Origin of the sequence: Methanolobus vulcani, assembly GCF_006546655.1 — an archaeon.
GTDB classification, from domain to species: Archaea; Halobacteriota; Methanosarcinia; order Methanosarcinales; family Methanosarcinaceae; genus Methanolobus; species Methanolobus vulcani_A.
Window position 1 is genome coordinate 82,928 of the sequence record NZ_VIAQ01000020.1, and the last position, 12,346, is coordinate 95,273.

Below are 12,346 nucleotides of genomic sequence, written 5' to 3' on the forward strand. Positions count from 1 at the left end.
TTTAGAAATAGGCTCTATATTAAGTTCGCTGGAGTCGGACTGACATGACCTTCTAAAATAGACTCGGTTAGAAAGGAAGCAATTAAAATGAATATGGATACTTACAATGAGGATTTACTGGTAAAACCGGTTGGATATGTTGAATCAAAATATCAGCACTTTGATGAGGTACCTCATCCACATGGGGACAAAGGTTGGAATGAGGATATTTCTACAATAGTACTATCTCCTGAACATGCAAAGAAAATATCAGGGCTGAATGGTTATTCTCATATAATCGTACTTTTCTGGATTCATAAATCATCGGGGTGGAAGATGCCAAAGCATAGCCATAGGCCCAATCATGTCAAAGTATTTGCTACCAGGATGCCAGTCAGACCCAATCCTATCGGATTATCAGTAGTTAAACTTCAAGACATATCGATTGATAGTGGAAAGATTGTAGTAAGAGGACTGGATGCTCTGGACAAAACTCCGATATTGGACATAAAACCCTATATTCCGGATTTTGACAGCTACCCTGAAGCAAGTCTGCCAGAATGGGTTGAGGGGCATTTGAGAGAGCACCATCATCAACACCACACGCATTGATAAAGACATCAAAATCATTGTATGGAGTTCCGTTATAGATTCCGCTCCATTCTATATCATTGAAGTTGAAGAGTGTTTCCAGCCTTGTTTCTAGAAGGAACTATATTCATGAGCTTTGCATTCTCGATATCGGATGAATCTATTGCCCCTTCATTGATCCAATACTCAATCTCCTGTCCGTCTGGTTCTTCGTATATCACCAGCAAAGAAACTCCGTAAATACCTACTGTTTTATCGTCTGTATTATTATTGAGGACAGTTGTAAGGTAGGTTCCGCTTTCTATGACACTGCCTGTGGCATTATATGCAAAATTCCGGTAAATTCTCTGATAAACATTGTGGGAGAACTATATGATACCTTTATCGACAATGATTTATTTCAGCATTCTGATTTTTAATTATGGGTTTAGAAGATAGCTACTTTCGGGAATGTATAAACTGTGGGTATCAGCGTGGTTTCCATGTGTTTTTTAAGGAAATAAAAGACGGAAAAGCAAAACTTGGACTGATATGTCCAAGTTGCGGGCAGAGTTACGATATCGGATGGCTTACAGCCGATATTGCGGAGTTTGAGCCGAAAAAAGAGAAAGTATATGAGGACCATTAGTCCTTTTTCAGCTTCTCCATTTCACTTTTAATCTTTGATGCACTTTCACTGTGCTTTTTCTTAAGTTTATCAAACTCTTCCTGGCTGAGTTTATTATTTTTCCTGTCCTTTTTTATTCGGTCAATCACTATCATCTCTGCTTCATAGAGATCTTCCAGTTCATTGATGTCATTTGAATTTGCAGGTGTCCTTTTCTTCATATAATGATATCCGCCTGCTACTACAATTATAATAACAATCAGTATTGGAATTATCCGACTATTGCCGGATGTTGTGGTGTCTTGCACCAGTTCCTTTTCTTCACAGGTAATTGTAAATTCATTGAACTTCGGTGCGTTCCACATGTATGAACTATAATTTTCTTCCATTACAGTATTATCTGCCGTAAGCAAATCCTCATTCTCAGAACTGATGCTAATACCTGCGTCCCCATTATGGTAAACTGTAACAATAAGTCTGGAAATTGGCTGTTCAAGTTCTTCTTCCTTGTAAATTACCTTTCTGAGTACTTCGTTTCCTGTATCGGGAAGTACATAACTTATACCATAAAGGAGCGGCATACCACTGGAACTTTCATTTTCCAGGGAATAGAAATACAGGTAGTTTCCATCTCTTGTATAATTCACAGGAAGGGCAGAATTTGCACCTGCCATATCACTAGCCTGGAATTGCATGATCTCAGCATTTTCGGATATCCAGAGCATTATTTGACTTTGGTTGGAATATTCATCTTCAGCAGAGTCTATAAGATACACGATGGATTCGCTGACAACGACGTGTCCAGTATCCAGAAGACTTACTTCTATCAGGTGACTATATTCGGAAACATTTCCCTGTTCAGCAGTTACAGATTCTACAGACAAATTCCCATTGTCAGAAGAAAGAGCCATAGCTGGTATTTGCAATAGTATAATACAGAGCGCAAGTGAAAGACAAACAAGACCCACTGGTTTCACCGAGTTATATTTGCCTATAGGAATAATGTAAGATGAATAAGAATACGAGCTTTTTTTCATGGTATCACAGGAACAATTCAATGAGGAATAATGAAAACCATCATATTTCACTATTATTCTGTTTTTCAAGGATTTTGCAGAATTAATCTGCTATATAAGTATTATCTATCAATAAGGACATTATTTTTTATCATAATCATTGCGATCCTATTTATTATCAATAATTCATCATAAATAATCATTCACATTAAAAACCATTATATATGGGTAATTGAATGTAAGGTGTCATGGATTCGTTTACAGCAATTACTATAGCGGTTTTTTTGCCATTTGTTTTGGCCGGTATATTGCCTGCCGTTGCAAAACTCCTAAAAGATAAAATAGGATGGTACGCTTCCGCCACTGCATTGCTGAGTTTACTAATGGTTGCTCAGGTTGCACCGGAAATCATTCACGGGGAGACTATTCAGGGAACTATTGAATGGCTTCCTTCAATGGGAATTAACCTCTCGTTCTATGCCGATGGCCTGAGTATAATGTTCGGCTTCATCGTATCCGGTATTGGTGTTATTATCATGTCATACTCCAATGGATACATGTCAACGAAAGAGGATCTTCCAAGATATTACCAGCAGCTCCTTTTCTTCATGGGGTCAATGCTCGGTATGGTGTTTTCTGCTAACACCATTCAACTTTTCATATTCTGGGAACTTACCAGCATAACTTCATTCATGCTTATCGGTTACTGGCGTAACAGACCAATGTCAGTTTACGGAGCAACCAAATCACTACTTATCACCGCTTCAGGTGGTCTATTCATGCTTGCAGGATTTTTGGTGTTACACGCTATCACCGGAACATTTGACATTCCCACCATATTACATAACGAATCCATAAGGGAAGCCCTGCAAAATCATCATCTTTTCATCTATGCACTTATTCTCATATTCATCGGTGCTGCTTCAAAGTCAGCACAGGGTCCATTTTACATATGGCTTCCAAACGCAATGGAAGCACCAACTCCAGTCAGTGCATTCCTGCACTCAGCCACAATGGTAAAGGCCGGTATCTATCTCATAGCAAGGATACACCCAATGTTCTCAGGTACTGAAGCCTGGTTCATTCTGGTAAGTGGAGTCGGAATATTTACAATGCTCCTTGCAGGTTTCCTTGCATTCAGACAAACTGACATCAAAGGAATTCTGGCATATTCCACCATCAGTCAGCTTGCATATCTTATGACCATGTACGGCTACACAACTCACGAGGAACCTGGAATTGGTGTGGCTGCTGCAACATTCCATCTTCTCAACCATGCAACATTCAAAGCATGTCTCTTCCTTGTAGCAGGTATAGTAGCACATGAAACGGCTACAAGGGACATTACAAAAATGGGTGGTTTGCGTAAAGAAATGCCAATAACGTTTATAGTGGCGACAATCGGAGCATTATCCATGGCGGGAATCCCACCGCTTAACGGTTTCCTTAGCAAGGAAATGTTCTACGAGGCATCCGTTGAAATGGGTCATCTCCTTGGCGGACCATACACAATACTCATCCCGGCACTTGCGGTGCTTGGTGGTGTGTTCACATTCGCTTATTCAATCAAACTCATAGATGGCATATTCCTTGGTAAAAGACCAACAAAAGGATTGCCTGAACATATACACGATCCTTCAATGGTAATGCTTGCACCGGCAATTTTCCTTGCAGGTCTTATAATATTGTTCGGACTTGTACCTTCAATTCCGGTACATAACTTCATTGAGCCTACTGTTTCAGGAATTATTCTTGAGGAAGCTCACCTGCACGTAAAGCTCTGGCATGGATTCACAACATCACTGATGATGACTATAGCCACATTCATTCTGGGTATCCTTATCTACACTCAGTATGACAGGATCGCAGAATGGCAGAACAGGTTCAATGCAATGTTCCCGTGGATCAGTGTCAATTATTACTATGATGGTGCAGTGAATAATGCAAAGGATGTTACATTCAAATTCTCAAGCAGGATGCAGCCGGGTCCGGTAAAGAACTATGTGATTGCTGTTCTGCTCCTGACACTTGCAATGTTTGCAATTCCTGCAATGATGCTTGGTACAAACCTTATACCGCAGAATCTTAATTTCGATGTTCCGCTTTATGAGGCTCTGATATTCCTGTTCATGATAGTAGCAGCTCTTGGTGCAGCATTACTGCCAAGATATCTGCCTGCCATCATAGCTCTTTCAGGTCTTGGATATCTGGTTGCTTTGCTATTCATATATCTGCAGGCACCAGATCTGGCACTAACACAGGTTCTTGTAGAAACCCTTTCAACTATAATCTTCCTGCTGGCACTTGTGAAGATCCCACAGAAATTCAAGGAACATATCCCAACAACAACACTTGCCAGGGATCTTATAATATCTGTGGCTGTATCGGTAATGATTTTCATATTGCTGATAAACGCAACACAGGGAATAGTTGCACCATTTGAGTCTCTTTCCTATTATTTCATAGAGAAGAGTCTTGCACTTGCAGGCGGTCACAACATTGTGAACGTCATTATCGTGGATTTCAGAGGATATGATACTCTGGGAGAGATCTCTGTGCTTTGTCTGGCAGCACTTGGTGTTTATAATCTTATACACAGCAGGGGTGAGGACGAATGACAACCTTGATTACAAAAACAGTTACTAAAATATGTTTGCCTTTGGTCATCCTCTTCTCAATTTCCCTCTTACTTGCGGGACACAATAATCCCGGAGGAGGATTCATTGGCGGTGTCATGTTTGCTTCAGTGATAGCACTGACATACGTGGCATTCGGTCTTGATTATATAAAATCATTCTTTAACCCCGACTGGGGTAACTGGTTTGGTTTTGGCTTATTGCTGGCTGCACTGACAGCTTTCTCAGCAATTGCCTTCTCACACAACTTCTTCAGGAGTGCTGTGGAGTTTGTCCACCTGCCATTCTTCGGAGAAATAGAACTGGTATCAGCCGGTCTTTTTGATATAGGAGTTTATTTTGTGGTAATCGGAGGATTGCTTTCCATTTTCAAAAACGTAGGTGATGACGAATGAACAATACATTGCTCTCTCTTACAATAGCAATTCTGTTCGGTATCGGTACTTTCCTCATACTGCGCCGTGATATTGTCAGAGTTATTATCGGACTTGGTGTACTTTCACATGCAGTTAACCTTCTGATAGTTTCAACAGGAGTTTTTTCCGGAACAAAGGTACCTATCATAACTGATGATGGAGGACATGGTGCTGCAGAAGCAACAGGAAGTATCTTTACAGATTCTCTCTCCCAGGGAATACTTGCACCTATTATAGAAGCAGGTCATCATGTGGATTATGTTGACCCTCTTGTGCAGGCTCTTGTACTGACAGCCATTGTTATCAGTCTGGCTACAACGGCGTTCATCCTGATCCTTGCATACCGCATTCATGAGGAATATGGAACAACTGACATCAGGGAACTCAGGAGGCTCTGGGGATGATCTCACTGTCTACTCACATTCCTATAATACTGATAGCAACTCCAATACTTGTGGCTGCACTTATGATACTTCTCAGAAAGCAGCCTGGAATACAGAAAGTACTGAGCGTTGCTGTCTCATTTGTCATGCTTATCCTGAGTGTAATCCTGCTTTCACAAGTATGGTCTGGTGGAATCCAGGCTTACGAAGTAGGAGAATGGGGAAAATATGGAATCATACTGGTAGCTGACCTTCTAAGTTCAGGAATGGTTGTGCTCACATCATTTGTATCCTTCCTTTCACTGATTTACTCACTTGATTACATTGAGAGAAAATCATTGAGTGCATCTTACTATCCACTCTTCAGTTTGCTGGTAGCAGGACTTAATGGTTCATTCCTCACAGGCGATATCTTCAATCTTTTCGTCTTCTTTGAGCTACTTCTGCTCTCATCATGCGGACTTGTAATTGCAAATGAGCAGGGTGGTGTGACAAAGAGCTCCGACAAAATGGAAGCTACTTTCAAGTATCTGGTACTCAACATGTTAAGTTCCATTGTGATGCTCATTGCAGTATCTTCACTTTACGCTACAACAGGAACACTTAATATGGCAGATATCTCTGTCAAACTCAGTGCAATGAGTGCAGCAGGAACACTTCCATGGTATGTTTTCGCCATTGCTCTGATGTTTGTTGTGGTCTTTGGTAACAAGGCTGCAATCTTCCCACTCCACTACTGGCTTCCGGATGTACATCCCACAGCACCATCACCCATAAGCGCAATGCTTAGTGGTGTGCTTATCAAGGTAGGAGCATACGGAATGCTTAGAGTATTCTTCCTTATATTCATTGATACTCTCGATATTTTCAAGCCTGTTATTATGTATCTTGCACTGGCAACCATTGTTGTCGGAGCAATTTCAGCAGTAGCACAGACGGATGTAAAACGTCTGCTTGCATATTCCAGTGTAAGCCAGATTGGTTATGTTTTCCTTGGTATCAGCTTTGGAAGCATCTATGGAATAACAGCGGCTCTTGTCTATCTTGCGAACCACGCAGTTGCAAAGTCAATGCTTTTCCTTACTTCAGGTGGAATCATTCACCACGCAGGAACCAGGGACATGAGAAAAATGGGAGGCATGGTTGATAGTGCACCACTTATGTCACTTCTGTTCCTTGTAGGTGCAATGTCAATTGCAGGGATGCCACCACTTGGAGGTTTTATTGCAAAGCTAAGTCTCTTTGATGCAGGTATTGGTGAACAGTATTACTTTGCAATAGGAATCGCACTCTTCTTTGCAATATTCACTCTCTTCTACATGTTCAGGGCAATGTTGCTCATGTTCTGGGGAGAGAAAAGGGATGTTGAAAAATATGGAGAATACTCCCATCATGGTACATCTCTTTTGATGACACTGCCAATAGTTGTACTTGCACTGACGGTTGTTGCATTCGGAATTTATGCAGAACCATTGATAGCACTTGCAAATGCAACAGCTCATCAGATACTTGACCCGCAGCCGTATATTGATGCTGTACTTATGAGGGTGGTAAGATGAAGAGATATTTTGCCTACTCAGCGATACTGGCTCTGGTATGGTGTTTTGTCCATGGTACTGTAAGCATTAACAATTTTATAGTTGGACTTATTATCGCACCGTTTGTGATAAGACCGTTCAAAACTCTATACCCATTTAACCTTGACTTCTCTTTCAGCAATGCGGTGAAAAAGATACCGGCACAAATTAAGTATTTATATGTACTTGTGGTGGAGATCATAAAGGCAAACATAATGGTTGCAAAAATCGTTCTTCAGCCCAAGATCGATATCAAGCCGGGAATTATTGCTGTACCAATTGATTCTAAAACAGACATTGGTATTACTGCCATTGCAAATACAATCACTCTTACGCCTGGAACATTGACTATTGATGTGTCCGAGGATAGGCAAGTCCTCTATGTACATGCAATTGATGCTACGGACCCCGAAGGTGTGGCTCAGTCAATAAAGGATGATCTGGAAAAATACACAATGGAGGCATTCGAATGAGCTCTATGCTACTTGAATATTCATTGATCTTCATGGTAATTTCTTTTATACCATGTCTATACAGGGTCATTAAAGGCCCGACAATACCTGATAGGGTTGTGGCACTTGATGCCATGACAACTATAATAGTTGTAATGCTGGGTATCTACTCATATGATCAGGAATCAGTTTTCTTCATGGATGTAGCACTTGTGCTTGCTATTATATCATTTGTAGGAACAGTAACTATTTCCAAGTATCTTGATGAAGGGGTGGTATTTTGAGCACAGTTTCAATGATTCTGGATATATTGAGCAACATAGTCCTGGTGATAGGTCTGTTCTTTGTTTTCCTGGCAATGCTAGGACTTGCAAGGCTTCCTGATGTTTATAACAGGTTGCATGCAACTACAAAGATAGGAACGCTGGGTGCTTTTGGCGTCATGCTCAGCATACTGCTAAAAGTAGGTTTTTCAGCAATGGGTGTCAAGGCATTGACGGTAGCGCTTTTCATACTGGTCACATCTCCGGTTGCAGCTCATATGATAAGCCGTGCAGCTCACAGGCACGGTGTTGGCCTGTGCAAGGAATCAGTGATCGATGAGTATGGAAAGGCATGTGATGCAGCCTGCCCAGTACCAAAAGAAGACACAATACAAGAATGAAAGAGCCGGTGCATAATTTTGCACAAGCTTTTTTCTTCATTTTTTGTTTCTATTTTTCTGGATTATCTTATTTGTTTTTGTGGCAGCATTTTTGAAATGATCTATAAAAAATGCTTATTTTTGATTTCAGATCAGTGATTTCAAAACTTTAACACTAAGGTTCAATTGTATATACTAAAATTATCACCACAACTAATACTTACCAGTGTAAATAAGCTCCCGTTTTATCTGTGAGCGGGTTGGGGAGTGGGGTTTAGTGTGGGAGTGGGGTTAAAAACAGACCCGCTCACTGCCTGCCTAGAGGGAACAATCCTATATAAGTATTGCCTTTTGAATATATACAATATAAATTTATGCCTAAAAGGGATAATATTTACATGGCAATGGCATAAATGTCAGTTTAATTTTACAGTTCTTTTTACAGAGGAACAAAAACCTTATGAGCATTATTGTTTAATAAGTTTCATTCCTTTGCATACTAATATATGCTTCTTAAAATAACCCTGGTAGTGTTTATTAATACATGACAAAAGAAACAAAGATCTTCCACATAAGTGAAAAACTTGAACCCGCATCTTTGGATGAAGCGGCAAAAATATTATCTAATGGTGGAACTGTTGCTTTTCCAACGGAAACTGTGTACGGGCTTGGAGCAAATGCGCTGGACGAAAAAGCTGTTATGCAGATATTTAAAGCTAAAGGCAGACCTGCTGATAATCCTCTTATCGTCCATGTTGCTTCCAGGGATGATTGTACATCACTTGTACGTGAAATTCCGGAAAAAGCATCTTTGTTGATGGATAAATTCTGGCCAGGTCCTCTTACTATTATAATGAATAGGAATGATATGGTTCCTGATGTAACCACAGGTGGGCTTGATACTGTTGCAATCCGGATGCCTGAAAACAAAATAGCCATTGAGCTGATCAAGAGGTCAGGCAAACCACTGGCAGCACCCAGCGCAAACCTTTCAGGAAAACCGAGTCCGACATCTGCAGAGCATGTGATTGCTGATCTTTTTGGAAGGATAGATGCTATTGTAGATGGAGGGGATGTAGTTATAGGTCTTGAATCAACAGTTATTGACACAACTTCAGAGATACCTGTAATTCTCAGGCCGGGAAAAATCAGTAAAGAAGAACTTGAGGATTGTATAGGTGAAGTAAAAATAGGCTATGATGATAAAGTCCATCCTGAAAGTGAGACCGTTCGTTCACCAGGAATGAAATATACGCATTATTCCCCCAAAGCCGGAGTAATTCTGGTAGAGGGTGATAATGAAGCGGTTGTAAACAGAATAAAGGAACTTCTTGATGATCTCAGTATGAGAAACGCAAAGATTGGGCTGATGCTTACTGAAAACCCAGAGAAATATTTCTCTGGTGCAGAATCTTTCTCGATAGGTTGTAAAGACAAACCCGAACAGGCTGCAAAGTCTCTTTTTTATGGTCTTCGTTTCCTTGATCTAAAAAATGTAGATGTTATCATAGTAGATGGTTCATTTGATCCCAGAGGAATCGGTGCAGCAGTTTTTAATAGAGTTCGCAAGGCAGCAGATATGATTATCAGGGTATAGTGATTTTTGTGAATAATAATAAGAAACAGATAGTTCATGAAAGGAATAGGCAGATCGCTATCATTCGGCGTAACAGGTTACTTCTCAAGGCAAACATACCGATTCTTGGCATAGGTCTTGCGCTTTCATATTTTGGATATTCAAACATAGGTGAACCGTTGATCTGGCTCGGTATCATTATATTCTTTTATGCCGCAGGTTCGAGCTTCATGGCTAAGAGAAATTTGAAAATGTAGGTGCTGAGTTTATTGTCTTACTTAAATCAAGTACGTATCAATCTTAAGCAAAAGTGTTTCTTCAGGTTTTATTTCACTTGAAAACATAATAAAATATGGGTGGGTCAAATTGTCTCCGACAGCCCCTGCTTGAAGGGACAGCTCATTTCGTACCACAACTACTAGATACCACCAGCAAGCAACAAAGAAAGTAAGGGGCAGGAAGTAAGGTCAAGTATGTGAGTTACTTATTACTTACTTACCTGTCTCTTATTTTAACAGGTTATCCTGACTTCTTTTCTTGTTCATCATTTAAGGTATTATCTTACACAATTCAATATCCATTTTAAGCTTTATTTAAAACTATTATCAAATGACTAAAACAGTTAACTTCTGAATAATCATCCACAGTATAGTTTCGTTAGTATTTATTTCCTGTAAAGGCAATCTCTTATTGGTGGCATGACTTGTCTCCAAAGCTTGTTTAGAAGAATATATCCTTTTAGGAAATACCACCACGTACCACCCTAAAATACTTGGGGAATAAATGGCTCAGCTGTTTATTCCTCATAACTGTTCTATTTGCTTGCTGATTATCTTATGGTTTGTTCTTTGATCACTAATATCTGTTATATTTCAAAATAGGAAGCTATATAACTTCACAGGTAAAAACAGAGAAGAGTTACTGATTAATTTTGGAGTTCATACCAATAATGCGGTAACCGGGGTTATATTATGTGGAGTAATAACAAGTATTTAAAAATCCTAGTTCCTACACTCTTTATTTTAATGGTGGCAGTAGGGAACGTATCTGCAGCAGCATCTGTTATTATATCACCTGACTCGCAAAGTTTTTTGTCAGCTGGTGATACCTTCTCAGTAGATGTTATTGTGGATTCTGCTGGAACAGATCTAAGTGGTTTTGATATTCGTGTGGCATATGATACGTCTGTCCTTAGTGTAACAGGTGCTACTTACTCAGGTCTGATGTCCGGTATGCTTGTCGAGCAATATGAAGATGATGGTGAAATATTAGTTGCAGTGCTAGGTAACGAACCTTATATTTCATATGAAGAAGAAACTATTCTTACTATTGACTTCAAGGTAATGGATGGTGCAGCAGATGGTACTTACAGTCTGGACTTTAAAGAAGTAAGGCTTCAAAACGAAAACGGTAAGGATCTAAGTGGTACAGCAACCGGAAGCATAGTTGGTGTGGGAATTGAAGTCGATGCTACCTCTACGCCTCCGGGGTCCATTGACCTGGGCAGTCCGGTAAAAAGTACATCAGTTTCTAGTTCAACATCGGTCAACTCAGTTGAACAGGTCGGGTATTCATATATTTTCGGCTCCACTCCTGTTGATTATGAAGTATTGGGCAGATATGGCCAGCTACAGACCGGAGCAAACTGGTCTCAGGAAGTGCTGACACTTGAAGGTCGTGTTGAGGATGAGCTGAAAGAGTATTTTTTATGGCATGGAAAGGTCACATCTCTTGGAACGAATTCCGATGGATACCTGGTAGTTGTATTTTATGAACCTCTTATGGTCGAAAGGTCGGAGATAGAGGATATCTATGATATAATTGATGCAGCAGCAAAGGATATGGATATAGACAATGTGCCTGTGGAATTTGGAGAAGGCAATATTCCTGCAATCAGTGATGATCTTCAGGAATTGATGACCAGGACACAGGAAATAGAAAATGAGGGAATTGATAATTTCATGAATGCTCAAAGTTCTCTCTATGATCCGGCAGTTATAGCCACATTTGGTGACATCCCCCGGATAAGAACTGAAAAAGAATGCTGGCAATGGTATTTCCAGGATTCATATGATATCTCCCTTGGCATCGGGGATGAATTCGATAGCGATTTACGCAGTGGAGTACTCCTAAGTACCAGATTATCTCCGGGTGGATATTTTGAGATAGATATCAATCAGGAGGCAGATGTGGACAGAAAGTCATTGACGGACGAGGTATATGCGATAATTAACAGGGAGGCATTGGATATTGGGGTAAGTGAAGTTCCGGTTGTTTTCAAACTCTCTGCTCCTGATGAAAGCGAAACATTGACATCTACTTCGGAAGAAGAGACCGTGGAAACGGAAGATGTAGAAAACCAGGTACAGGAAACACCTGGGTTCAATATTGCTATCTCCCTTCTTTCCATTTCAATGGTATGCTATGTGATAATCAGATTTGGGAGGCGTGTTAATGAGGACTGATAAGA

Annotated in this window: 13 protein-coding genes; 11 read left to right on the forward strand and 2 right to left on the reverse strand. The window is 40.2% G+C overall.

Annotated features, from left to right (window positions below; translation table 11 throughout):
• Positions 1–87: 87 nt before the first annotated feature.
• Positions 88–591 carry a tRNA (N6-threonylcarbamoyladenosine(37)-N6)-methyltransferase TrmO gene (gene tsaA, locus FKV42_RS13265; protein ID WP_154810776.1) on the forward strand — a complete coding sequence of 168 codons (504 nt, stop codon included), beginning with the start codon at positions 88–90 and terminating at the stop codon, positions 589–591.
• A 56-nt stretch (positions 592–647) separates the two neighbouring features.
• Here the strand turns inward: tsaA and FKV42_RS14280 are convergent, their stop codons facing one another.
• The gene (locus FKV42_RS14280; RefSeq protein ID WP_154810777.1) at positions 648–914 is read right to left on the reverse strand and encodes a DUF3344 domain-containing protein; all 267 of its coding nucleotides are present in this window, start codon (positions 912–914) and stop codon (positions 648–650) included.
• A 77-nt stretch (positions 915–991) separates the two neighbouring features.
• Here FKV42_RS14280 and FKV42_RS13275 point away from each other — a divergent pair, with 77 nt between their 5' ends.
• Positions 992–1,198 (forward strand): hypothetical protein, encoded by a 207-nt coding sequence (locus tag FKV42_RS13275; protein ID WP_154810778.1) that lies wholly within the window; start codon positions 992–994, stop codon positions 1,196–1,198.
• Here the strand turns inward: FKV42_RS13275 and FKV42_RS13280 are convergent.
• Positions 1,195–2,283, reverse strand: a complete 1,089-nt coding sequence (locus tag FKV42_RS13280; protein WP_196214142.1) for a hypothetical protein — start codon at positions 2,281–2,283, stop codon at positions 1,195–1,197. The genes FKV42_RS13275 and FKV42_RS13280 overlap by 4 nt on opposite strands.
• A 158-nt stretch (positions 2,284–2,441) precedes the next feature.
• Between FKV42_RS13280 and mbhE the strand changes: the two genes are divergently transcribed.
• The 9 genes from mbhE (at position 2,442) to FKV42_RS13325 (ending at position 12,341) form a co-directional block, all read left to right on the forward strand.
• Positions 2,442–4,811, forward strand: a complete 2,370-nt coding sequence (mbhE, locus tag FKV42_RS13285) for a hydrogen gas-evolving membrane-bound hydrogenase subunit E (protein ID WP_154810780.1) — start codon at positions 2,442–2,444, stop codon at positions 4,809–4,811.
• Positions 4,808–5,224, forward strand: coding sequence for a monovalent cation/H+ antiporter subunit B (locus tag FKV42_RS13290; protein WP_154810781.1), 417 nt, complete (start codon positions 4,808–4,810; stop codon positions 5,222–5,224). The genes mbhE and FKV42_RS13290 overlap by 4 nt, the downstream gene beginning before the upstream one ends.
• Positions 5,221–5,649, forward strand: a complete 429-nt coding sequence (locus tag FKV42_RS13295; protein ID WP_154810782.1) for an NADH-quinone oxidoreductase subunit K — start codon at positions 5,221–5,223, stop codon at positions 5,647–5,649. The genes FKV42_RS13290 and FKV42_RS13295 overlap by 4 nt, the downstream gene beginning before the upstream one ends.
• Positions 5,646–7,187 (forward strand): NADH-quinone oxidoreductase subunit M, encoded by a 1,542-nt coding sequence (locus FKV42_RS13300; RefSeq protein ID WP_154810783.1) that lies wholly within the window; start codon positions 5,646–5,648, stop codon positions 7,185–7,187. Before FKV42_RS13295 ends, FKV42_RS13300 begins: the two co-directional genes overlap by 4 nt.
• Positions 7,184–7,678, forward strand: coding sequence for a Na+/H+ antiporter subunit E (locus FKV42_RS13305; protein ID WP_154810784.1), 495 nt, complete (start codon positions 7,184–7,186; stop codon positions 7,676–7,678). Before FKV42_RS13300 ends, FKV42_RS13305 begins: the two co-directional genes overlap by 4 nt.
• On the forward strand, positions 7,675–7,941 hold the full coding sequence (locus FKV42_RS13310) for a cation:proton antiporter (RefSeq protein ID WP_154810785.1): 267 nt from the start codon (positions 7,675–7,677) through the stop codon (positions 7,939–7,941). The genes FKV42_RS13305 and FKV42_RS13310 overlap by 4 nt, the downstream gene beginning before the upstream one ends.
• Before the next feature lie 11 nt (positions 7,942–7,952).
• A complete protein-coding gene (gene mnhG / locus FKV42_RS13315) occupies positions 7,953–8,321 on the forward strand; it encodes a monovalent cation/H(+) antiporter subunit G (protein WP_154810914.1) in 369 nt (122 codons plus the stop codon).
• A gap of 523 nt (positions 8,322–8,844) precedes the next feature.
• Positions 8,845–9,897 carry an L-threonylcarbamoyladenylate synthase gene (locus FKV42_RS13320; protein ID WP_154810786.1) on the forward strand — a complete coding sequence of 351 codons (1,053 nt, stop codon included), beginning with the start codon at positions 8,845–8,847 and terminating at the stop codon, positions 9,895–9,897.
• Positions 9,898–10,901: 1,004 nt separating this feature from the next.
• A complete protein-coding gene (locus tag FKV42_RS13325; protein ID WP_196214143.1) occupies positions 10,902–12,341 on the forward strand; it encodes a cohesin domain-containing protein in 1,440 nt (479 codons plus the stop codon).
• Positions 12,342–12,346: the final 5 nt, after the last annotated feature.

Coding starts and splice junctions, on each gene's coding strand:
- FKV42_RS13325 (WP_196214143.1), top strand. CDS start 10,902: ATGGTGGCAGTAGGGAACGTATCTGCAGCAGCATCTGTTATTATATCA.
- FKV42_RS13305 (WP_154810784.1), top strand. CDS start 7,184: ATGAAGAGATATTTTGCCTACTCAGCGATACTGGCTCTGGTATGGTGT.
- FKV42_RS13275 (WP_154810778.1), top strand. CDS start 992: ATGGGTTTAGAAGATAGCTACTTTCGGGAATGTATAAACTGTGGGTAT.
- FKV42_RS13320 (WP_154810786.1), top strand. CDS start 8,845: ATGACAAAAGAAACAAAGATCTTCCACATAAGTGAAAAACTTGAACCC.
- FKV42_RS13300 (WP_154810783.1), top strand. CDS start 5,646: ATGATCTCACTGTCTACTCACATTCCTATAATACTGATAGCAACTCCA.
- FKV42_RS13290 (WP_154810781.1), top strand. CDS start 4,808: ATGACAACCTTGATTACAAAAACAGTTACTAAAATATGTTTGCCTTTG.
- FKV42_RS13295 (WP_154810782.1), top strand. CDS start 5,221: ATGAACAATACATTGCTCTCTCTTACAATAGCAATTCTGTTCGGTATC.
- tsaA (WP_154810776.1), top strand. CDS start 88: ATGAATATGGATACTTACAATGAGGATTTACTGGTAAAACCGGTTGGA.
- mbhE (WP_154810780.1), top strand. CDS start 2,442: ATGGATTCGTTTACAGCAATTACTATAGCGGTTTTTTTGCCATTTGTT.
- mnhG (WP_154810914.1), top strand. CDS start 7,953: ATGATTCTGGATATATTGAGCAACATAGTCCTGGTGATAGGTCTGTTC.
- FKV42_RS13310 (WP_154810785.1), top strand. CDS start 7,675: ATGAGCTCTATGCTACTTGAATATTCATTGATCTTCATGGTAATTTCT.